The 20,237-nt window shown below is 66.6% G+C and carries 18 protein-coding genes; 7 read left to right on the top strand and 11 right to left on the bottom strand.

Features of this window, described 5'->3' with window-relative positions; genetic code table 11:
* Positions 1–28 precede the first annotated feature (28 nt).
* The gene (locus ACZZ0O_RS02865; RefSeq protein ID WP_463592172.1) at positions 29–244 is read right to left on the bottom strand and encodes a hypothetical protein; all 216 of its coding nucleotides are present in this window, start codon (positions 242–244) and stop codon (positions 29–31) included.
* A 107-nt stretch (positions 245–351) separates the two neighbouring features.
* Here ACZZ0O_RS02865 and ACZZ0O_RS02860 point away from each other — a divergent pair, with 107 nt between their 5' ends.
* A complete protein-coding gene (locus tag ACZZ0O_RS02860; protein ID WP_463592171.1) occupies positions 352–1,128 on the top strand; it encodes an SDR family oxidoreductase in 777 nt (258 codons plus the stop codon).
* Positions 1,129–1,665: 537 nt separating this feature from the next.
* On the opposite strand, the gene ACZZ0O_RS02855 is transcribed toward ACZZ0O_RS02860, so the two are convergent.
* The 9 genes from ACZZ0O_RS02855 to ACZZ0O_RS02815 form a co-directional block, all read right to left on the bottom strand.
* Positions 1,666–2,319: a DUF4124 domain-containing protein gene (locus ACZZ0O_RS02855; protein ID WP_463592170.1), complete on the bottom strand. Its 654-nt coding sequence runs from the start codon at positions 2,317–2,319 to the stop codon at positions 1,666–1,668.
* Positions 2,316–3,089 (bottom strand): DUF4124 domain-containing protein, encoded by a 774-nt coding sequence (locus tag ACZZ0O_RS02850; RefSeq protein ID WP_463592169.1) that lies wholly within the window; start codon positions 3,087–3,089, stop codon positions 2,316–2,318. Before ACZZ0O_RS02850 ends, ACZZ0O_RS02855 begins: the two co-directional genes overlap by 4 nt.
* A 376-nt stretch (positions 3,090–3,465) precedes the next feature.
* A complete protein-coding gene (gene tsaC / locus ACZZ0O_RS02845; protein WP_463592168.1) occupies positions 3,466–4,029 on the bottom strand; it encodes an L-threonylcarbamoyladenylate synthase type 1 TsaC in 564 nt (187 codons plus the stop codon).
* Positions 4,030–4,037: 8 nt separating this feature from the next.
* The gene (locus ACZZ0O_RS02840) at positions 4,038–6,551 is read right to left on the bottom strand and encodes a DNA topoisomerase I (RefSeq protein WP_323516798.1); all 2,514 of its coding nucleotides are present in this window, start codon (positions 6,549–6,551) and stop codon (positions 4,038–4,040) included.
* A gap of 182 nt (positions 6,552–6,733) precedes the next feature.
* Positions 6,734–8,065: an RDD family protein gene (locus ACZZ0O_RS02835; RefSeq protein ID WP_463592167.1), complete on the bottom strand. Its 1,332-nt coding sequence runs from the start codon at positions 8,063–8,065 to the stop codon at positions 6,734–6,736.
* A gap of 40 nt (positions 8,066–8,105) precedes the next feature.
* The gene (locus tag ACZZ0O_RS02830) at positions 8,106–8,828 is read right to left on the bottom strand and encodes a pilin (RefSeq protein WP_463592166.1); all 723 of its coding nucleotides are present in this window, start codon (positions 8,826–8,828) and stop codon (positions 8,106–8,108) included.
* A gap of 40 nt (positions 8,829–8,868) precedes the next feature.
* Positions 8,869–9,342: a DUF494 family protein gene (locus ACZZ0O_RS02825; RefSeq protein WP_003484452.1), complete on the bottom strand. Its 474-nt coding sequence runs from the start codon at positions 9,340–9,342 to the stop codon at positions 8,869–8,871.
* Between the two features lie 43 nt (positions 9,343–9,385).
* Positions 9,386–10,522, bottom strand: coding sequence for a DNA-processing protein DprA (dprA, locus tag ACZZ0O_RS02820; RefSeq protein ID WP_463592165.1), 1,137 nt, complete (start codon positions 10,520–10,522; stop codon positions 9,386–9,388).
* A gap of 71 nt (positions 10,523–10,593) precedes the next feature.
* Positions 10,594–11,730, bottom strand: a complete 1,137-nt coding sequence (locus ACZZ0O_RS02815) for a LysM peptidoglycan-binding domain-containing protein (RefSeq protein ID WP_115554731.1) — start codon at positions 11,728–11,730, stop codon at positions 10,594–10,596.
* A gap of 131 nt (positions 11,731–11,861) precedes the next feature.
* Here ACZZ0O_RS02815 and def point away from each other — a divergent pair, with 131 nt between their 5' ends.
* From def to ACZZ0O_RS02790, 5 genes are all read left to right on the top strand, one after another.
* Complete coding sequence (gene def / locus ACZZ0O_RS02810; protein WP_115514054.1) at positions 11,862–12,374, top strand: peptide deformylase; 513 nt, start codon at positions 11,862–11,864, stop codon at positions 12,372–12,374.
* Positions 12,375–12,677: 303 nt separating this feature from the next.
* The gene (gene fmt, locus ACZZ0O_RS02805; protein ID WP_463592164.1) at positions 12,678–13,601 is read left to right on the top strand and encodes a methionyl-tRNA formyltransferase; all 924 of its coding nucleotides are present in this window, start codon (positions 12,678–12,680) and stop codon (positions 13,599–13,601) included.
* The gene (rsmB, locus tag ACZZ0O_RS02800) at positions 13,601–14,911 is read left to right on the top strand and encodes a 16S rRNA (cytosine(967)-C(5))-methyltransferase RsmB (RefSeq protein ID WP_463592163.1); all 1,311 of its coding nucleotides are present in this window, start codon (positions 13,601–13,603) and stop codon (positions 14,909–14,911) included. The genes fmt and rsmB overlap by 1 nt, the downstream gene beginning before the upstream one ends.
* A gap of 49 nt (positions 14,912–14,960) precedes the next feature.
* Positions 14,961–16,682 (top strand): ArnT family glycosyltransferase, encoded by a 1,722-nt coding sequence (locus tag ACZZ0O_RS02795; RefSeq protein WP_463592162.1) that lies wholly within the window; start codon positions 14,961–14,963, stop codon positions 16,680–16,682.
* 152 nt (positions 16,683–16,834) lie between these two features.
* Entirely contained in the window at positions 16,835–18,112 is a 1,278-nt protein-coding gene (locus ACZZ0O_RS02790) for an O-antigen ligase family protein (RefSeq protein ID WP_463592161.1), read from the top strand.
* A 199-nt stretch (positions 18,113–18,311) separates the two neighbouring features.
* On the opposite strand, the gene ACZZ0O_RS02785 is transcribed toward ACZZ0O_RS02790, so the two are convergent.
* Positions 18,312–19,136 carry a glycosyltransferase family 2 protein gene (locus ACZZ0O_RS02785; RefSeq protein ID WP_463592160.1) on the bottom strand — a complete coding sequence of 275 codons (825 nt, stop codon included), beginning with the start codon at positions 19,134–19,136 and terminating at the stop codon, positions 18,312–18,314.
* Here ACZZ0O_RS02785 and ACZZ0O_RS02780 point away from each other — a divergent pair, their 5' ends adjacent.
* Positions 19,137–20,195, top strand: a complete 1,059-nt coding sequence (locus tag ACZZ0O_RS02780; RefSeq protein ID WP_463592159.1) for a CDP-glycerol glycerophosphotransferase family protein — start codon at positions 19,137–19,139, stop codon at positions 20,193–20,195.
* Positions 20,196–20,237: the final 42 nt, after the last annotated feature.

Genomic DNA, 20,237 nt, shown 5'->3' with positions numbered 1-20,237 from the left:
TGTTGATCGCGCCTATCGCGCCTCGCGCTTACTGCGTGGCCGCGTCGATGGCCTTGCGCTGATCTTCCGCGGCCTGGTCGGTAGCGGTCTGCACCGCGTGCGCCTTGTTCAGTGGCTGCTGGATGTGGTCGCGCAAGGCGGTCGCCTGCGGGTCGGGCTTTTGGTCGGTGGGCGCCGGTTGCGGGCGCTGACAGGCAGCCAGCGGCAACGTCAAAACGGCGGCAAGCATCCAGTGAAGTTTCATCGTCGTGACCTCGCGAGCGGTGGCGGTATCCTAACGCCGGTGCCGCAGCTGCGCGTCAACTGCGCTGCAGCGACCGTTTTTCCGCGTTTTGAAAGAGGATCACCCACGTGACAACGCAGCGTTGGCGGCTGGATGGACAGACCGCGCTCATCACCGGCGCCAGTGCCGGCATTGGATTGGCCATCGCACGCGAACTGCTCGGCTTCGGGGCGGATCTGCTGATGGTGGCGCGCGATGCCGATGCGTTGGCGCAGGCACGCGACGAACTGGCCGAAGAGTTTCCCGAGCGTGAGCTGCATGGGCTGGCGGCCGATGTGTCCGACGATGAAGAGCGTCGCGCGATCCTGGACTGGGTGGAAGACCACGCCGACGGACTGCATCTGCTGATCAACAATGCCGGCGGCAACATCACCCGCGCCGCGATCGATTACACCGAAGACGAGTGGCGCGGCATCTTCGAAACCAACGTGTTTTCCGCGTTCGAATTGTCGCGGTATGCGCATCCGCTGCTGACCCGGCATGCCGCCTCGTCCATCGTCAATGTGGGCAGCGTCTCGGGTATCACCCATGTGCGCAGCGGCGCGCCGTACGGCATGACCAAGGCCGCGCTGCAGCAGATGACGCGCAACCTGGCGGTGGAATGGGCCGAGGACGGTATCCGCGTCAACGCGGTCGCGCCGTGGTACATCCGCACGCGCCGCACCTCTGGCCCGTTGTCGGATCCGGATTACTACGAACAGGTGATCGACCGCACCCCGATGCGCCGCATTGGCGAACCCGAAGAAGTCGCCGCAGCCGTGGGCTTTTTGTGTCTGCCTGCCGCCAGCTACATCACCGGCGAATGCATCGCGGTGGATGGCGGGTTTCTGCGCTACGGGTTCTAGCCTCACCGGCACACGATGCGGCCACCGGTGCCGGCCGCAAGCCCGGGCTCGCGTGACGCCTGTCAGCTCCTTGCGCGCTGTGATGATGGCAGACGTTGGCCGGATGTTGCCGCGAGTGAGGGGAGTCTTTGCTACGTAAGCAGAAGGAGCCCCGCGTCGGCAGGAGATGCATCCCTTCCCCCGCATCGCGGGGGAAGGTGCCCGAAGGGCGGATGGGGGCATGGTCATGTGCAGGCATGACGCACTCGCCACCGATCTGCTTCCGCACCCAACCGGTACCTGCCGCAAGCACGGGCTCGCGTGACGCCTGTCAGCTCCTTGCGCGCTGTGATGATGGCAGACGTTGGCCGCATATTGCCGCCAGTGAGGGGAGTCTTTGCTACGTAAGCAGAAGGAACCCCGCGTTTGGCAGGAGATGCATCCCTTCCCCCGCATCGCGGGGGAAGGTGCCCGAAGGGCGGATGGGGGTATCGGTGATGTGCAGGCATGACGCACTCGCCATCGATCGCCTTCCCGCACTCAGCCCTGCAGAGTCAGTCAGGGCGCAGCGGATGGATTGGCGCAGCGGCTTTCGTCCAGCACCCGGCGCATCTGGTCGTAGCGCTGCTTGCGCTCTGCCGATTGCGCCTCGTCGGAGAAACGCCAGGTCGCTTCGGCCTGCTCGGCGCGTTTGCGCCAGGCTTCACACAGGCTCTGATCCGGCACCGGTGCGCAGCGGTCGGTAACCACTTCGCAGGCGCTGCCGCCGCCGGTTGCCGGCCCGCCGGCCAGATTGGTGGTCTGCATCGGCAGGCAGCGTGTGGCCGGTTCGCGGTCTTCGGTGAAGTAGCGGCCATTGTCGTGTGCGGTGCATTCGAACAACGGCGGCGGAGGCAGCGTGGAGGTGGGCGTCAGCGGCGCTGGCGTCGATGCGGCTGCCGGCGCAGTCGGCACGGCAGCAGGTGCGGCGGGCGCTGGCTTCGCAGCTGGCGCAGCACGTACTGGTGCGGGTGCAGGCGTGCCGCCCGGTGCAAACGGCACCGCCGCCGGTGCGGTCATCATTTTCTTTTGTTGCTGCATGCCCTTCGGGCACGGCATGTTCTGCACGGTGAGCGCGCCGGAGGGATCGGTGCAGCGGTAGATGGCCACGTCCTGGGCGGTGGCGCCCGATACCCAACCCAGCAACAGCATCAGCCACAAGGCGCGGCTCATGCGCCGCCGCAGTCGCGTTGCTGACGCGCTTCGATGCCACGTTGTTCGCGGCTGAGATCCTGGCGTTCGCTCTGCAGCGCGCTGTTGTACCGACGGATCAACTCCCAGCGGCGGTCTGCCAGCCGCGCGCAGACCTCTTGTTCGGGCAGGGCATGGCACTCGTCGCGGATCTGCACATTGCCGTAAGGCACGATCACCGTGCCGCCGTAGCCGCCGCCGCGGTAACTGTCTTGATAGCCGCCCTGATAGCTACCGCCGCCAAAGCTGGCACTGCCGCGGATGCTGCCCCGCCCGGCGCCGCCCTGCACCGCAATCGCCGGGCGCGGGTTGACCGAGATCGGTGGACGCTGGATGCCTCCGCCGCTGATCGGCGGGCCAACCGCATTGCCCACATAGGCCGGCCCCCAGGTCGGCACCCAGCGCGGATTGCCTTCCGGGCTGTCGCTGGTATAGCGCTCGCCGTCTTCGGTGGTGCACTCGTACATCGGCTGCGGCGGTTGCACGGTAACGATGCGCACTTCGCGCGGCGGCGCAGCCGGAACGGGGGCAGGTGCCTCCACGCGTTGCGGTCGCGGCGGCGGGTCCTGCGGGCGCTGCATGTCCAGCACCTGCTGGCGACCGCTGCTGCACGGCGCATCCTGCAGAGCCACGGTCCCGGTACTGCTGACGCAGCGGTAGACCCGCACGTTCGGGTCCGGCTTGGCGGCGGTGCTCGCTGCCAAGGCAGGCAGCGCGCAGGCCAGCAACAAAAAGGTTGGAAGAGTGCGCATGCTCCGAGTGTGCGCGCTTGGCGGCCGCGCAGCAAAGTGTGCGGACGGGCGCTGCTCAGGCCCGCGTGCGGGAAATCGGGCGGGCCGGTGGATTCTGCGTCTGGGGCGTGGCGATGTCGCCGTCCGGCGGCCTGCTACGTGAAGTTGTCAGTGAGCGCTGGCGCTAGACCTGGGGCACGGTGATCTGTGTACGCCGGTTTGAAAGCGCCCTCGCCATGACATCACGTCGGTGCACGCCAGCAGCAGCTTGTTGTGATTGAAGCGGTGACCTTCGGTCGGCGCGTCGGCGCCGTGCACGATCTTCATGGTGCCGGTCGTCTCTCACCCGCCAGATGCCCGCTGCTACAGGGCCAGAGGCCGCCCACATACCGCAAGCTCAGTCGCGCAGGCTCTGACCGGTGCGTGCATCGCGGATCGGGGTGGGCTGCGCCAGCCCGCCGACATCGCCTGCCACCACGCCATCGATGGTCGCCAGCAGCGCCGGGTCCAGGGCCTCGCGGCTGCGTGCTGGTGGCTCGCCGGCCAGGTTGGCGCTTGTGGATACCAGTGGTGCGCCCCAGGCCGCGCACAGCGCTGCCACGACCGGGTGCGCGCTGATGCGTACGGCCAGCCCATCGTGCGTGCCGGTGACCCAGCGCGGCGCCCGGGTGGTGATCGGCAGGATCCAGGTATGTGGGCCGGGCCAGCTGGCCAACACTTCATCCCTGCGGGCCGGCTCCAGCGCGTCGAGATCGACCCAGTCGCGCAGCACCTCGATGCCGGATGCCACCACGATCACACCCTTGTCGACCGGGCGCCGCTTGATCTCCAGCAGGCGTAGCACTGCGGCCTCCTGTGCCGGGTCGCAGCCCAGCCCCCAGACCGCTTCGGTCGGGTAGGCGATCACGCCACCCTTCTGCAGGGTGGCGACGGCGCTGTCCAGGCCTAGCGTGTGGTGCATGCGGGGCCTCAGCCTGCCGCCTTGCTCACGGTTTTCTTGACCACGCGCTTGACGACTTTCTTGGCCGCAGTCTTCTTGGCCGGCGCCTTCTTCGCAGCGGTCTTGGTGGCCGCTTTCTTCACCGCAGTCTTCTTGGCTGCCGCGTCTTTCGCAGCGGCATCCTTGGCCACCTTGGCCGAATCCTTCACTGCATTCTTCTTGAGCGTGGCCTTCTTGGCGCCGAAGCCCTTGCGCACCGGCTTGCCGGTGTCGGCCAGTAACTGCTGCACTTCCTCGAAGGTCAGCGACGCCGGCTCGCGGTCCTTCGGGATCTTGCCATTGAGCTTGCCATCGCTGATGTACGGGCCGAAGCGGCCGTTGAGCACCTGGATGTCGCTGCCGTCGAATTCCTTGATCACCCGGTTGCGCGCGATCTCTTCCTTCTCCTCGATCAGGAATACCGCACGCTCCAGATCGATGGTGTACGGGTCGTCTTCTTTCTTCAGCGACGCATACACGGTGCCACGGCGTGCAAACGGCCCGAACCGGCCGATGCCGACGCTGACGTCCTGCTCCTTGTCCTGGCCCAACGCGCGCGGCATCTTGAACAGTTCCAGCGCATCTTCGATCGAGATCGAATAGATGCTCTGGCCCGGACGCAGCGAGGCGAACGTGGGCTTTTCTTCGTCTTCCACGGTGCCGATCTGCACCATCGGGCCGAAACGGCCGATGCGCGCGCTCACTTCCTTGCCGCTGACCGGGTCGGCGCCAAGCACGCGCACGCTGCCGGCGTCGGTCTTGTCCAGCGAATCCTTCTTGTCCTCGACCAGTTCCTTGAACGGGCCCCAGAACTTCTCCATCAACGGAATCCACTCGGCTTCGCCGCGCGACACCGCATCCAGATCGTCTTCCAGATTGGCGGTGAAGTCGTAGTCCACGTAGCGGGTGAAATGCCCGGACAGGAACTTGGACACCGCGCGGCCGACGTCGGTCGGGCGGAAGCTGCGGCCTTCCATTTCCACGTATTTGCGGAACTGCAGGGTCTGGATGATCGAGGCGTAGGTGGACGGACGGCCGATGCCGTATTCCTCCAGCGCCTTGACCAGCGCCGCTTCGGTGAAGCGCGGCGGCGGCTGGGTGAAATGCTGATCGGTGACGATGCGGTCCAGCGGGATGTTGTCGCCGGCTTTCATCAGCGGCAGCTTGCGGCCTTCGTCCTCGTCCTCGCTGCTCTTGGTGTCCTTGCCTTCTTCATAGACCGCCAAGAAGCCCGACACCACCACGGTGGTGCCGCTGGCACGGAACACGTGGTCGCTGCCGGCCGACAGATCGACGCTGACGGTATTGAGCGTGGCCGGAATCATCTGGCAGGCCACTGCGCGGCGCCAGATCAATTCGTACAGGCGGCGCTCGTCGTCGGACAGGAAACGCGCCACCTGCGCAGGCGTGCGCAGCGCGGAGGTCGGGCGCACTGCTTCGTGGGCTTCCTGCGCGTTCTTGGATTTGGTGGTGTAGGCGTTGGGCTGATCCGGTAACGACGCGGTGCCGAAATCGCGCGCGATCACGTCGCGGATCTCCGCCAGTGCGTCCTGCGACAGATTCACCGAGTCGGTACGCATATAGCTGATCAGACCGACCGAGCCTTCGTCGCCGAGCGCCACACCTTCATACAACTTCTGCGCCACCTGCATGGTCTTGCGGGTGGTGAAGCCGAGCTTGCGCGACGCCTCCTGCTGCAGCGTGGAGGTGGTGAACGGCGGAGCAGGGCGGCGCTTGCGCTCCTTGCTGGCCACATCGGTGACATGCAGCACGCCTTGCGCGGCCTGCTGGATGCGCAGACGCGCAGCCTCAGCGGTGTCGCCGTCGGTCACGGTGAATTGTTCGAACTTCTGCCCGTCCAGCTTGATCAGGCGGGCGTTGAACGGCTGCGACGGATGCCGGCAATGCGCATCGATGGACCAGTATTCGCGCGCGATGAAGGCTTCGATCTCTTCTTCGCGCTCGACGATCATGCGTAGCGCCGGCGACTGCACGCGGCCGGCCGACAGCCCGCGCTGCACCTTGCGCCACAGCACCGGCGACAGGTTGAAGCCGACCAGATAGTCCAGTGCGCGGCGAGCCTGCTGCGCGTCCACCAGATCGACGGCGATCGCACGCGGCTTGAGCATGGCTTCCTTGATCGCGCGCGGCGTGATTTCGGTGAATACCACCCGCTGCATGGTCTTGTTCTCAAGCAGGCCGCGCTCTTTCAGGATCTCGGCGATGTGCCAGCTGATCGCCTCACCCTCGCGGTCCGGGTCGGTCGCCAGATAGATGTCGTCGGCGCTCTTGGCGGCACGGGCAATGGCTTCGACATGCTTCTCGTTTTTCTCGATCAGGTCGTAACGCATCGCAAAGCCGTTATCCGGATCGACCGCACCCTCCTTGGGGACGAGGTCGCGCACGTGCCCATACGAGGCCAGGACGGTGAAGTCCTTGCCGAGGTATTTATTGATCGTCTTGGCCTTGGCGGGCGATTCGACGATGAGCAGGTGCTTGGGCATGGTGGCAAATTCTTGGGGCGGAGCCCGGGGGGCAGGTAGCGTGGCCTAATTGGCCGGTTGAGGGAAGCAGATCGGCCGTTTCCCACACGTTAACGCCCGGGGAGTACTCCCGGGCGTTCAGTTCTCTTATTAGAAAGATCACGGCGGACGCCGCCGTGTCAAGCGGCGGGCGCGGCGAACTGCTAGCTCTGGCTCATTCCGATCGTCGCCAGCATGATCACCACGACCACGATCGACAACACCAGTATCACCCCGTAAATGGCCAGCACCACGATCGACACCGTGTCCAGACCGCGCGACTGCAGCTCCGGTCGGTCGGTGAAGGCCCAGCGGTCCACAACCAGCGTGTCGCAGATCTTGTCGTGCGGAGTCTGCTTGCGCTGCGACATGCCGGCCATGAAGGCTGCCACGACCGCGCCGATCCCAAGGGTGAGGACGCTGATCAGCATGTAGGCCAGATAGCGCAACACATTGCGCCAGAACCCGACCCGCGCTCCGTTGCTGTCGGCGCGCACGACCTTGATGCCGCAGGCGAGCTTGCCCAGGCTGGCCTGAAGCCGGCTGGATTGCATCCAGGCGAAATACAGCGTGGGGATGGCCAGGCCGATGCCGTAGGACATCACCACAATGGCGATGCCCAGCGCACTGCCGTCGTCCATCGACGACGCGGAATCGCCCATGCTGGTGCCGAGCGCCACGACGAACACCAGCGGAATCACGATCAGATAGACCGCGAAGGTGGTGATCAGGCTATCCAGGATGCTGGCCGCCACACGCCGCCATAGGCCCGCGTAGACTACTGGCGCGTCATGGGTGACGACTGCAGCAGCGGGCAATGCGGCTACCGGGGTGTCCCAGGCACTTGGCAACGGTCTGGCGGCCGGGGCTGTGGGCGGTGGGGTGGTAGCAGCGGTCGCCGCTGGGGTTGGCGCATGCACGGCGGGATCCACAGCGCCAGGCGTGCCGGGCCACGACTCGTTGCCCTCGGACGCGACCGGCGCAGAGGCGGTCAATTGACCTGCTGGCGCGTGCTCAGCCGTGTGCGGCGGATGGTCTGCGGCGTCCACAGGCGCGCCCGTCCAGGACACGGCTTCCGGCGTCGCGTCGGAGTGAGTCGGAGATGGTCCGGGTCCGGGCAGCGCATCCGCATTAGCATCAGCCGCGGCAGGCTCTGCCTGTCTCGACCAGGCCTGCGACGGGAGGTCCGTCGCCGGGGCTGCGGCAACCGGTGCCGCATCCCGGGGCGCGGTGTCAGCAGGCAGTGCGACGGCCGGCGCAGCCTCGCCCTGTTCGGGCATCGGCGCATCGGCTGCAATGGGCGGGGATGCTGGCGCCAGCGTGTCCAGGCCCAGTTCGGACGCAACCTCGCTCAGGGTCACCCACTGCGGCAGACCTTCGCGCCAGACCAGACTGGTGTGATCGATGATGCCCTGCGACAGGCGCGCGGCAAGCGTGTCCGTGTCGACCGGCCCCTGGCGTTGCCGCTGTGCATCGGCGTAGTACCACTGCGTCATGATGTCCCCTTGGATGATGCGTTGTGCGTGCAGCGACCGGTCAGCCGCGGCAGTCCTGCGGAATTTGGTTGTCGTCGATCTCGGAACTGCACTGCCAGGTACCGGCATCCGCATCGAAATCCAGCCACAGCGCCTTGCCGTCGATCTTGGGCGAGCCCGGCGCATGCAGCAGGGCCTCGACACCGCAGGCGCTGGTGTCGAAACGGCCGATCTGCACGCTGGTCAGGGTGCCGTTGGCGTAGTGCTCGGGCGTCTGGAAGCCGGTATCCCCATTCTCCGGGCACCGCCCTTCGCGCGCGAGAAAGTCGGCGATCTGCGGCTTCAATGGCGCCAATGCAGCAACTGCCGCGGTGACCTTGGCGCGGGTCTGATAGTCCTTGTAGGCCGGCAATGCGATCGCCGCGAAGATGCCGATCATGGCAACGACCACAAACAAGCCTGCCACCGCGCCCAACACCAACAGCAGTGGCCATGCTGGCCCCTTGGCAGGCTGCCGCAGGTGCGGTGACGCAGGGTTGACCGGCGGGGCGCCCGCTGCTGCCATTGGCAATGGCGGCGGGACCGTAGCGGCATGCAGATCCGTGGAAATCGGCGGGCCTAGCGCGTCGGCACAGGCGGCCAGCGGCAGCCACTGGTCCAGCCCTTCGCGCCAGACCAGCGTGTCCAGGGCAATCTGACGATCGCGATACAGGCCCAGCAGAACCTCGTCGGCCACCGGGCCACGCCGCTGGCGGTTGCCTTCGGCGTAATACCAACTGCTCATCCCCGTCCCCTCGCACGCACGTCCGTGGCGGCTTCAGCCTTCAGTGTACGGGTTCAGGCTCGTCCAGGAACATCTGGGTTTCCATCCAGGCATAGGCCGCTTCCGCGCCCGGCTGGTTGAACAACACCATCAGCACCACCCATTTGAGGTCGTCCAGATCCAGCTCGTCCTGGTCCAACGCCATGGCGCGGTCCAGCACCAACTCGCGCTGGTCGGCATCGAGAATGCGGTGTTGTTCGAGGAACAGCAGAAATCCACGGCAATCGACATCGAGCTTGTCCAGCTCCGGGCCGTGATAGATACGCACGGGGCCGTCGACATGCGGACGCGCCACGCTTGGGCGCTGCTCGGAGAGCGCGTCCAGCCAGTCGAACGCCTTGCTGATTTCTGCGGGACTGAAGCCAGCCTGGATCAGGCCATTCTGAAGCGAGTCACGGTCACGGACCAGGTCCGCGTCTTCGCTGAAATAATGTTCAAACAGGTACAGCAGTACATCGAGAATGCTCTCTTTCATTGCCCCTCGGCCTGCGTCGCGCGACGCTGTGGAGGTGAAGAAACTAGGGATTGCGGGTATAGCGACCGTGCTCGGTGACCACGTCTCCCTCCAGTTCCATGATGAGCAGCATGGAGGACAGCGCGGCGGCCGTCAATCCGGTGCGTTCGACCAGAGAATGCATAGGGGTAGGGTCGTGGCCTAGTGCCTGCCACAAGCGCTGGTAGTCGGGGTCCGGGCGCGTGGAAGTGGTAGTGCGCGTCGTCCTGGGCACCTGAGTGGGGGCGGCCAGGCGCTCGCGCAAGGCGGTGGCCAACTCGCCCGACAGCAGTTGTAGTCCCTCGATGACCTGGGCCGGTTCCTGCGCCAGCGTTGCGCCCTGGCGGATCAAGTGGTGGCAGCCGCGCGCGAGCGGGTTGTGCAGCGAGCCGGGCAGGGCGAACACCTCGCGCCCGGCCTCGGCCGCCAGGCGCGCGGTGATCAGCGCGCCCGAGCGCATCGCCGCTTCGACCACCAAGGTGCCCAGCGCCAGCCCGGCAATGATCCGGTTGCGCGCCGGAAAATGCGCGGCCACCGGCCCGGTGCCGGGCAGGTATTCGCTGACCACTGCGCCGCGTGCCGCAATGCGATCGCGCAATGCCTGGTGATGCGCGGGGTAAGCCACGTCGGCACCGGTGCCGACCACCGCCACTGTGATGCCGTCAGGCTGGGCGAGCGCGGCGTCGTGTGCGATCGCATCCACGCCGGCGGCCATCCCGCTGACGATGCCCAGCCCTGCAGATGCCAGGTTCGATGCGAAGGCGCGGGTGTGGTCGCGTCCTCCAGCGGTGGCGGAGCGGCTGCCGACCACGGCCACGCCGGGATGCCAGAGTGCGTTGGGGTCGCCGTCCACGAACAGCGCCAGCGGCGGGTTGGCGATGTGGCGCAGCAGTGCCGGGTAGTCCGGGTCTCGCCAGCCGATCAGGTGGTGGCCGGGCTGTTCGCACCAGCGCAGCGCCGCATCCAGTGCTTGCGGGTCGGGCGTCTGCAGCCGTTCCGATTGCAGGTCGTCACAGCCGGCCGCGCGCCAGGCGCCGGGCCCGGCAGTCAGAACGTCGGACAGGCTGGCGAAAGAGCTCAGCAGCGCGCGACGCGGTGGGCTGCGGCCGCCAGCCAACAGCAACATCAACATTGCGCGCAGATCGGGAGAGGTGGGAGCCATGCGCACAGCCTGTGCCGAAAACGACGACGGCGCCCTCAGGCGCCGTCGCATTACCGCATCGGACTTTCAGGTTACTGCGCGTCAGGATGCTTGACGAAGTAGCCCAGGCCGGTTGGCTTGACGCTTTCCATCACCAGCGCATAGCTGACCTTGTCGAAGGTGCGGAACACCATCGCGTGCGAGGCATATTCATCGGGCAGGCCGACGGTGGAGCCGGACGGGCCGCTGAAATCGTCATCGGTACGCGAGAAGCGCGAATGCTTCACGCGGTCGCTGACGGTGCGTCCCTTGCGCCAGATCGAGAACACCGTGCCGTTGTTGATGCCTTCGCGCGCGCCGCCGGAAATGGCGATCACGTCGCGGGTACCGCCAACGATGAAGGCGTCGGAAATGGCCAGCACGCGCAGCTCGGTCTGCAGCGCCTGGTCGGACGGCGGATGCGGGATGAACTGCAAATCATACGGCTGCGCTTCCACTGCCACGATGCGATCGCCGGCGCGCACTTCGCGGCCGCTGTCCTGCAACAGCAAGGTCGCCGCCTTGGAATTGCCGCCCGCCGCGCTACGGGTGATGGTGCCGACGTTGACCTGCGCCATCTCATAGCCGAGGAACTCACGGCGCGTGCTCGGCGCGATGAAGTTCTTCCAGATGTTGCCGGAGCCGGCGGTGATGTTGCCCGCCATATCCAGGTCTTCGTTGTGCTTAGGCAGGCTGAACTTCACGGTCGGACGCACCACCGCAAAGCGCTGGCCCGGCTGCGCGTCTTCCAGACCGACCACATAAGCGACCTGCCCGGTGGTGGCGCGCGAGCGTCCGCCTTCCAGGCCGACCACGTAGGGCAGCTGGTCGAAGTCTTCGACCACGCGAAGATTCTTCAGGAACGGCTCGACATCGGCCAGCGGAATCGCGTTGATCGGCGCTTCCTGGCGCGGGCCGGGCTGGATCGTGCCTTTCCCCACACGGTCCAGGTAGGCCAGGCTGATCACGTCACCCGGATAGATCAGGTGCGGATTCTGGATCTGTGGATTGGCTTGCCAAATTTCCGGCCACAGCCATGGTTTTTGCAAAAAACGCCCAGCAATGTCCCAAAGGGTATCCCCCTTGCGGACCACATAGGTGTCTGGATGCTCGCCCACCGCTTGCGCGGCAGCGTAGGTCGCGACGGTCAGCATCGCCGCAGCGACGACCGTACGAAGTCGGTTCAACATGAGTGCCTTCTTGCCTGATTCCCCAACAGGTCCGCGCACTATAGTCCAGAAACCGGGGCGCCACGCAAGCATTGCGCTAGAATGACCCCGTCTTGCCGGCGCCGCGCCGGTGTTTCTGGACGGGTAACCCCATGGCTTTGCTCCCTATTCTCGAATTTCCCGATCCGCGGCTGCGCACCAAAGCCGTGCCGGTCGATGCGACCGAAGTCACCAGCCCGGCGTTCCAGACGCTGCTGGATGACATGTTCCAGACCATGTACGAGGCGCCCGGCATCGGCCTGGCTGCCAGTCAGGTGGATGTGCACAAGCGCTTCCTGGTGATCGACGTCAGCGAGGAAAAGAACACCCCGCAGGTGTTCGTCAACCCGGAAATCATCACCAGGCAGGGCGAGCAGGTGTATCAGGAAGGCTGCCTGTCGGTGCCAAGCATTTTTGCCGATGTCAGCCGCGCCGATGCGATCACCCTGCGTTATCTCGACCGCCATGGGCAGCCTCACGAGCTGAGCACCGATGGCCTGCTGGCGGTGTGCATCCAGCACGAGATGGACCACCTGGACGGCAAGTTGTTCGTGGATTACCTGTCGCCGCTCAAACGCGAAATGGTGCGCAAGAAGCTGGCCAAAATGCGCAAGCATGTGGCTTGAGGGCGGGGAGTGGGGGTTCGGGAGTGGGGATTGGCGAATGCGGTCCCCGTGCACGTGTTGATGCCGGCGTATAGGCCGTTTGTTCAACGAACCTGACATGCATGGGGCGCGAGATCGTGTGTCTCTGCATAGACCTGGTTTGAAGTCCGGCCTGTCCATCCCGGCGACTGAAAGCACCAGCCAACCGCTGTTGCCAATTCCCAATCCCACTTCCCCAATCCCTACTCATCGGCCCGCCGATTCCATTCGGCTGCGTCACCCGCCGTTGCCAATCCCCAATCCCGACTCCCGAATCCCAGCCCTATGAGAATTGTCTTCGCCGGTACGCCGGACTTCGCTGTCGCCTCGTTACGCGTTGCCGCGCAACGACATGAAGTGGTGGCGGTGTATACGCAGCCGGATCGGCCGGCCGGTCGGGGTCGCGGGCTGACGCCGTCGCCGGTGAAGCTGGAGGCGATCGCGCGCGGCATTCCGGTGTACCAGCCGCAGACGCTGCGCTCGCCCGAGGCGCTGGCCACGCTGCGCGGACTCAATGCCGATCTGATGGTGGTGGTGGCGTACGGGCTGATCCTGCCCAAGGCGGTGCTGGCTGCGCCGACCCACGGCTGCTGGAATGTGCATGCCTCGCTGCTGCCGCGCTGGCGTGGCGCCGCGCCGATCCAGCGTGCGATCGAGGCCGGCGATACCGAAACCGGCGTGTGCCTGATGCAGATGGAAGCCGGTCTGGATACCGGCCCGGTGCTGTTGTCGCAACGCATCGAGATCGGTGAGCAGGAAACCGGCGGCCAGCTGCACGACCGCCTGGCCGCGCTGGGTGCGCAGGTGCTGTCCGATGGCCTGGGCTTGCTGCGTGCCGGCATTCGCCCGGTGGCGCAAGCGCAGCCGGGCGAGGGCGTCACCTACGCGCACAAGCTGGACAAGGCGCAGGCGCGGCTGGACTGGGCGCAGCCGGCGCAGGAACTGGCGCGGCGCGTGCGTGCGTTCAATCCGTGGCCGGTGGCCGAAGCCACGCTGGCCGGCGAGCGGGTGCGTCTGCATGGCGCGGTTGCGCTCGAGTTGGCCCATCAACAGTCGCCGGGCACCTTGTTGGCCGCCAGCAAGCAGGGCATCGATATCGCCTGCGGGCAGGGCGCGCTGCGGGTGCGCGTGTTGCAGCGTGAGGGCGGCAAGGCGATCACCGCTGCCGATTACCTCAACGCGCGCCGCGACCTGCCGGCGCTGCGCTGATGGCCGCCGACACCGCGGCGGCCGGCGTCGCCTCACGGCTGGCAGCCGCGAAGGTGCTCACAGCCGTGTTCGACCAGGGCCGTTCGTTGAAGGCCGAACTGACCGCTGCGCTGCCTGGCATTGCCGATCCGCGCGATCGCGCGCTGGTGGAGGCGATCTGTTTTGCAGTGCTGCGGCGCCGCCCGGCCTACGACGTCGCCTTGCGGCAATGGCTGGAACGCCCGCTGCCGCCGCGCGATGCCGAACTCAAGGCATTGTTGATGGCCGGCTTCGCTCAGCTCGACGTGCTGCAACTGCCCGCGCACGCGGCGCTGTCGGCCACCGTGGAGGCGTGTCGCGCGCTGGGCCGGCCGCGCCAGGCCGGCATGGTCAACGCGATCCTGCGGCGTGCGCAGCGCGAAGGATTTCCGGCAGTCTCGGACGATGCCGGTTGGCCGTCGTGGTTGCGCAAGCAGCTGCGTGCCGATTGGGGCGAGCAGGCCGAAGCGATCTTCGTCGCAAGCGCGCAGATGGCGCCGATGTGGCTGCGCGTGCATCGCGGGCGCACCGACCCAGCCGCCTATGTGGCGCTGCTGGCAGAGGTGGGCATCGCCGCACAGATCGACACGGTGCTGCCTGATGCGCTGCGGTTGCACAGTGCAGTGCCGGTGAGCCAGTTGCCGGGCTTTGCCGACGGCGAGGTCTCGGTGCAGGACGGCTCCGCGCAGCAAGTGGCCGACGCGCTGACGCTGACGCCGGCGGCGCGGGTACTCGATGCCTGCGCTGCGCCCGGTGGCAAGGCGGCGCATCTGCTGGAGCGTTACCCGCAGTTGCAGCTCACCGCACTGGATGTGGATGCGCGCCGGCTGGAACGCGTGCAACAGACGTTGCAGCGCACCGTGCCGAACGCGCAGGTCGCGCTGCATGCCGCCGATGCGTCCGATCCGGCGGCATGGTGGGACGGTCAGCCCTTCGATGCGGTACTGCTGGATGCGCCGTGTTCGGCCACCGGCGTGGTGCGTCGTCAGCCGGATGTGCTGTTGCACCGCCGCGCCGACGACATCGATGCGCTGTGCGCCCTGCAGGCGCGCTTGCTGGATGCGACGTGGCGCACGTTGCGTCCGGGCGGCCAGCTGCTCTACACCACCTGCTCGCTGCTGGCGCGCGAGAACCAGGGGCAGGTCGAGGCCTTCCTGCAACGCACGCCCGATGCGCAGGCGCAGCCCTTGGGTGCGCAGTTCGGCCATGCGGCGGGCCCGGGACGTCAGCGGTTTCCCGGCGAGCAGCACTGCGACGGTTTCTTCTACGCGCTTTTGCTAAAAGCGTCCTGATCGCGCGCCGATGCCGGCGCTCCCTTTTCGCGTCCCATTGCCGCCCGCCATGCTCAAGACCCGTGCTTCAAAGGATTTCTGGTTGCTGGCCATCACCGCGGTGCTGGTGATCGGTGCCGGACTGGGGTTGCGTGACCCCTGGCCGTCGGACGAGCCGCGTTTTGCGCTGGTCGCCAAGCAGATGGTGCTGAGCGGGGACTGGTTGTTCTCGCATCGCGGCAACGAGCTGTATTCGGACAAGCCGCCGATGCTGATGTGGCTGCAGGCGCTGTTCTACACGCTGCTGGGCAATTGGCGGGTGGCGTTCCTGCTGCCGTCGCTGCTCGCGGCGCTGGGCACGCTGGCCTGTGTGTACGACCTGGGACGGCGGCTGTGGACCCGGCGAGTGGGGGTGTATGCCGCGTGGCTGCTGTTGTTCACCCTGCACTTCACCTTTCAGGCCAAGAAGGCGCAGATCGACCCGCTGGTGGTGTTCTGGATCACCCTGGCCAATTACGGGCTGCTGCGGCACCTGTTGATGGGCCCGGCCTGGCGCTGGTGGACGCTGGGCTGGTTTGCCGCCGGGTTGGGTGTGATCACCAAGGGCGTGGGCATCATCGCGCTGCTGATGCTGATCCCGGCCGGCATTGCCGCCGCACGCGGTTGGCCGGGTGTGCGCGTGCATGTGCGCGACCGCCGCTTCTGGCTCGGGCCGCTGTTCTTCTTCGTGGCGATCGCGTTGTGGTTCGTGCCGATGATGGTCACCGCGCTGACCGCCGGCCAGCCCGAATACCGCGTGTATCTCAACGACATCCTGCTGCGCCAGACCGCCAAGCGCTACGCCAGTTCGTGGGATCACGCGCAGCCGATCTGGTACCACCTGCAGAGCATGGCCACGATGTGGATGCCGACCGTCCTGCTGTTGCCATGGGCGATTCCGGCGTGGCGGCGGCGGTTGCGCCGGCGCGATGCGCGCTATCTGCTGCCGTTGGCGTGGTGGTTGCTGGTGCTGGTGTTCTTCACCATCCCCAGCGGCAAGCGCGATGTCTACATCCTGCCGGCGTTGCCGATGTTCTGTCTGGCGCTGGCGCCGTTGGCCGCGGGTTTGCTGCGCCGGGTCGGGGTGCAGCGGGTGCTGTTCGGTTTTGCGCTGCTGCTGACTGTGGTCTTCGCCGCAGGCGGGGCGGCGATGCTGATCGGGCACCCCGGATTCGAGCAGAAGATCATGGACAGCCGCGGGGTCGGCAGCGAAGCCACCGACCCGCTGGGCTGGCTTCTGCTGGCGGTGGGCACCTGGGGCGTGGCGAGCCTGCTGCTGTTGCGCGTGCGCCGCTCCGCGCTGGCGGTGGTGTCGCTGCTGGGCGCGTGGTGGGTGGCGTTCGGGCTGGTCTGCTACCCGATCTTCAACGATTCCAGTTCGGCCGGTGCGGTGATGCGCGAGGTCGGGCGCCGTATCGGCCCGGATGCCCAGCTCGGCCTGGTGGCGTGGAAGGAGCAGAACCTGCTGATGGCCGACCGCCCGGCGCAGACCTTCGGCTTCAAGGTGCCATGGGAAGAACAGCTGCGACGCGGCGTGGCCTGGCAGGCCGAGCAACCGGGGCAGCGTTGGCTGATGGCGCAGGAGACAGCGCTGTTGGGCTGCGTAGACCGCAGTCGCAGCCAGCTGGTCGGTGTGGCCAATCGACGTCGTTGGTGGCTGGTACCGGGCGATGCGGTGCGCGGCGACTGCGTGGCCAGCTCCACGGAGCGCGCGGTCGAAGAAAAGGAACAGGGCAACCTGGACGTCGAATGAGCCCTTCACGCGCGCATTTCAGGTCCTGCCTGCATCACGCCACTGCAGTGACTGGCGATTGTCTAGCAGTCATTCATGCGGGACATCGTTAGCTTGGGCGGCGTCGCTGACGCGCAGTGCCTGTCTCGCCCCCTTCCGCCACCGATCTTTCAATGAATTCACTGCGTACCCAGCCCACTTCGCTCCCGCAGTCCGCACCCGTGGCATCGCGCGCGGGCGTGGGCATCGCCGAGCTGGGGGTGTTCACGCTGACCGCGTTGGTGGTGAGCATGCCCAGCGGCTTGCTGCCGTTCGGCCTGTGCCTGTTGCTTGGCTCGCTGGTCGGCTGGCGCAGCCTGGGTGCCGGCATCGCGGCGCGCAGCGGCGCGTTGCGCGCGGTGGGGTGGCTGACGGTGGTCGTGATCGCAATGTCGCTGCTGTCGATCGCCTTGTTCGAGCACGGCCTGCGCGATGTCGACAACCGCTCGCGCTTTCTGGTGCTGCCCTGGGCGGCGTTATGGGCTTACGCCTTGCAACCACGCCAGGTCTGGCTGTGGCGGGGCGCATTAGCCGGGGTGTTTGCAGCCATGTTGATCGCATTGCTGCAGGTGATGAATGGCGCCGACCGTGCAGAAGGCTTTACCAATGCGATTGTGTTTGCCGACATCGCGCTGATGTTGCTGGTGGTGGTGGCGTTTTGTCGTCCGGTCGGCGCTGTGCGCTGGCTGGTCGCTGCGGCGGTCGCAGCGGTGGTGGTGATCGTGCTCAGCGGCAGCCGCGGCGTGTGGCTGGCGTTGCTGGCCACCGTGGGCGTGCTGGCCTGGGGCGCGCCGTGGCATAGCGCGCGCATGCGGCTGCTGACCTTCGTCGGTGGCGCGGTGCTGGCGGTGGGTGTGGTCGTCAGCGTGCCCGCATTGACCGACCAGATGCGCCTGGGCGAGTTGCAGAGCGATCTGCAACGCTACGAAGTGGGCGACAGCGATTCGTCTGCCGGGGCCCGCATCGAACGCCTGCATGTGGCCTGGGATACCTTGCGCGCGCATCCGCTGACCGGCGTCGGTGTAGGTCGGTTCGATGATGCGATGCGCGAGTTGCCGGTCTGTGCCAGCGGCACCTGGCTGCTGCGCTGCCATCTGGGCCATGCGCATAACGATCTGGCCGAATGGGGTGCCACCCAGGGCGTGCCCGGGCTGTTGCTGCTGATTGCGGTCTATGGCGTGCCGCTGTGGGTGTTCGTGCGCTTGCATCGACGCAGCGGGCAGGTGCAGTTCCGCGGGCCGGCGGCGGCCGGGGTGATGATCGTGATCAGCTATGCGCTGTGCGGATTGACCCAGTCGATGTTCGCGCATCAGGTGTCGGCAAGCTTCTACTCGGCGATGGTCGGCGTATTGGTGGGTCTGGCCGCGCGTCAGGCACAGCCGGCAATACCGAAGGCTGTCGGCAACGCGTAGCGAGCGGTGGTGAGTCGGACACGCTTTGCGTGTTCGGAACCTGATCGGCTGAGCGCGGCCAACAAGCATCCAGACCTGGGCAAGCCGTCATGCGTCTGCCCGCCCATGCGAAGCGATTCATCTGCGCGACGGGTACGTGGCCACCGAGCGCATCGGTCGCGCCGCCTGGCGATGAGCGCAGCAGCCGTGCTGACCGCGCTCAGTCGATGTGTTGATCCGCAGCACGCGGCGGGTCCTGTACCGGCTGGTTGTGCTGTAGCAGCCACAGCATGATGGTCTTCTGGCGCACGTAGTTGGCACGCACGTAGGCGTAGATCAGCCCGTGCCAGCCATCGCGAAACCCGCCGCGCAGCAGATAGCCGCGCCAGAAGCGCCAGGCCGGCGCCAACACCAGCTTGCTCCAGGTCGCGCGCTTGCCGCGGGCGTAGTCGTGCTCGGCCATCATCTGTGCGTAGCGCTGGGTCTTGGCCAGCTGCTGCATCAGCGACCGATAGGGGTAGTGGACCAGGTCGCCGCGCAAGGTGACCACGGCACCATCGACGCTGGCCGCTTCGTGGATCTCGCGCTTGCCGCGCCAGCCGCCACGGCGTCGGTCGAACAGGCGCAGCACGCGGTCCGGATACGCATTGCCGTGGCGCAAGAAGCGGCCGAAATACTCGGAGAGCCGCGCAAAACGGTAGCCGGCCGCGTCGGCAAAGCCGGCATCGCGTGCCGCCAGGATCGATGCGCGCAAGCTGTCGCTGATGCGTTCGTCCGCATCCAGGCACAGCACCCAGTCGTGGCCGGCTTGCGCGACGCAATACGCCTTCTGGCTGCGGTAGCCATCGAAGGCGCGTTGCAGCACGCGCGCGCCATGCGCGCTGGCAATGGCAGCGGTGGCATCGTTGGAACCGGAGTCGACCACCAGGATCTCATCGCAGAACGCCAGCGAGGTCAGGCAGTCGCGTAGGCGATCGGCCTCGTTGAACGCGATAATGCAGGCGCTAATGCAAGGCCGTTCGTCGGGTGCGGTCGAAGAGGACATGTGATGGCCGATTACCTGCTGTTCGCAACGGAGCGTTACGCGTTGCCTATTCTGGCGCCATTGGCGCAGGCATTACAGGCCCGCGGCGACACGGTTGCCGCCTGGTATGAAGGCGGTGCACGCGGACTGGTGCTGCCGGGCGTGCGCGAAGTGGGGTTGCGCGAGGCGCTGGCCCTGCGTCCGCGTGCGGTGTTCAGTGCGGCCAACTGGGTGCCGCCGTTTATTTCTGGCGCCAAGGTGCAGCTTTTCCACGGCTTCAACGTGCAAAAGCGAGAGGACAATCGCGGCCATTTCCGCGTGCGCGGCTTGTTCGATCTGTATTGCACGCAAGGCCCGGCCACCACTGCGCCGTTTCGTGCACTGGCGGCGCGCGAAGGCCATTTTGCGGTGGTGGAAACCGGCTGGCCCAAACTCGATCCGGTGTTTCGCGATGACGGCGGGCACAGCGCCACGCTGCGTACGCCCGCTAACGGGCGGCCGGTGATCCTGTTCGGTTCCACCTTTACCGAGCGCCTGAGTGCGGCACCTGTGCTGTATGAGGAAATCGCCGCCGATATCGCGCGCGGTGCGCACTACTGGCTGCTCACCTTGCATCCAAAATGCGCGCCGGAATTGTTCGACCGCTATCGCGCGCTGGCTGGTGCCAATGCGCGGTTCGTCGAGCCCGAAGAGGTCGTGGCGGCGCAGCGTGCGGCCGATGTGCTGGTCTCCGATACCTCGTCGATCGTCTCCGAGTTCGTGGTGCAGCACAAACCGGTGGTGACCTTCCGCAACCGCGTGCCGCAGCCGCATATGCTGGACTTTCAGCAGCCGGCGCAGTTGCCGCAGCAACTGGCGCGCGCGCTGGCGCCGGATGCCGAACTACGCAGCGCGCTGGCCAGTTATGCCGATGCGATCCATCCGTATCGCGATGGCAGATCGTCCGAACGGGTGATTGCCGCCACTGAGGATTTCATCGCCGGCAAGCTCGGCACGCTGCGACGCAAGCCGCTGGGCGCCCTGTGGCGTGGCCTGCAGATTCGGCGCGAGCTCGGCTATTGGGGTCCGGCGCAGCGCTGATCGTCGGTCGTGGGCGATCTCCCTGCCGATCAGCGAGGCTGG

This window comes from Xanthomonas sp. AC360 (assembly GCF_979258225.1).
The sequence above is the reverse complement of the archived record's forward strand: the minus strand, read 5'-3'. Positions and strand labels throughout refer to the sequence as shown.

Excerpts from the sequence above, each read along its gene's own strand:
- ACZZ0O_RS02865 (WP_463592172.1), bottom strand. The coding sequence starts at position 244 with ATGAAACTTCACTGGATGCTTGCCGCCGTTTTGACGTTGCCGCTGGCT.
- ACZZ0O_RS02855 (WP_463592170.1), bottom strand. The coding sequence starts at position 2,319 with ATGAGCCGCGCCTTGTGGCTGATGCTGTTGCTGGGTTGGGTATCGGGC.
- ACZZ0O_RS02795 (WP_463592162.1), top strand. The coding sequence starts at position 14,961 with ATGCTCAAGACCCGTGCTTCAAAGGATTTCTGGTTGCTGGCCATCACC.
- ACZZ0O_RS02825 (WP_003484452.1), bottom strand. The coding sequence starts at position 9,342 with ATGAAAGAGAGCATTCTCGATGTACTGCTGTACCTGTTTGAACATTAT.
- ACZZ0O_RS02815 (WP_115554731.1), bottom strand. The coding sequence starts at position 11,730 with ATGTTGAACCGACTTCGTACGGTCGTCGCTGCGGCGATGCTGACCGTC.
- dprA (WP_463592165.1), bottom strand. The coding sequence starts at position 10,522 with ATGGCTCCCACCTCTCCCGATCTGCGCGCAATGTTGATGTTGCTGTTG.
- ACZZ0O_RS02790 (WP_463592161.1), top strand. The coding sequence starts at position 16,835 with ATGAATTCACTGCGTACCCAGCCCACTTCGCTCCCGCAGTCCGCACCC.
- tsaC (WP_463592168.1), bottom strand. The coding sequence starts at position 4,029 with ATGCACCACACGCTAGGCCTGGACAGCGCCGTCGCCACCCTGCAGAAG.
- ACZZ0O_RS02840 (WP_323516798.1), bottom strand. The coding sequence starts at position 6,551 with ATGCCCAAGCACCTGCTCATCGTCGAATCGCCCGCCAAGGCCAAGACG.
- ACZZ0O_RS02835 (WP_463592167.1), bottom strand. The coding sequence starts at position 8,065 with ATGACGCAGTGGTACTACGCCGATGCACAGCGGCAACGCCAGGGGCCG.
- ACZZ0O_RS02785 (WP_463592160.1), bottom strand. The coding sequence starts at position 19,136 with ATGTCCTCTTCGACCGCACCCGACGAACGGCCTTGCATTAGCGCCTGC.
- def (WP_115514054.1), top strand. The coding sequence starts at position 11,862 with ATGGCTTTGCTCCCTATTCTCGAATTTCCCGATCCGCGGCTGCGCACC.
- ACZZ0O_RS02830 (WP_463592166.1), bottom strand. The coding sequence starts at position 8,828 with ATGAGCAGTTGGTATTACGCCGAAGGCAACCGCCAGCGGCGTGGCCCG.
- rsmB (WP_463592163.1), top strand. The coding sequence starts at position 13,601 with ATGGCCGCCGACACCGCGGCGGCCGGCGTCGCCTCACGGCTGGCAGCC.
- fmt (WP_463592164.1), top strand. The coding sequence starts at position 12,678 with ATGAGAATTGTCTTCGCCGGTACGCCGGACTTCGCTGTCGCCTCGTTA.
- ACZZ0O_RS02850 (WP_463592169.1), bottom strand. The coding sequence starts at position 3,089 with ATGCGCACTCTTCCAACCTTTTTGTTGCTGGCCTGCGCGCTGCCTGCC.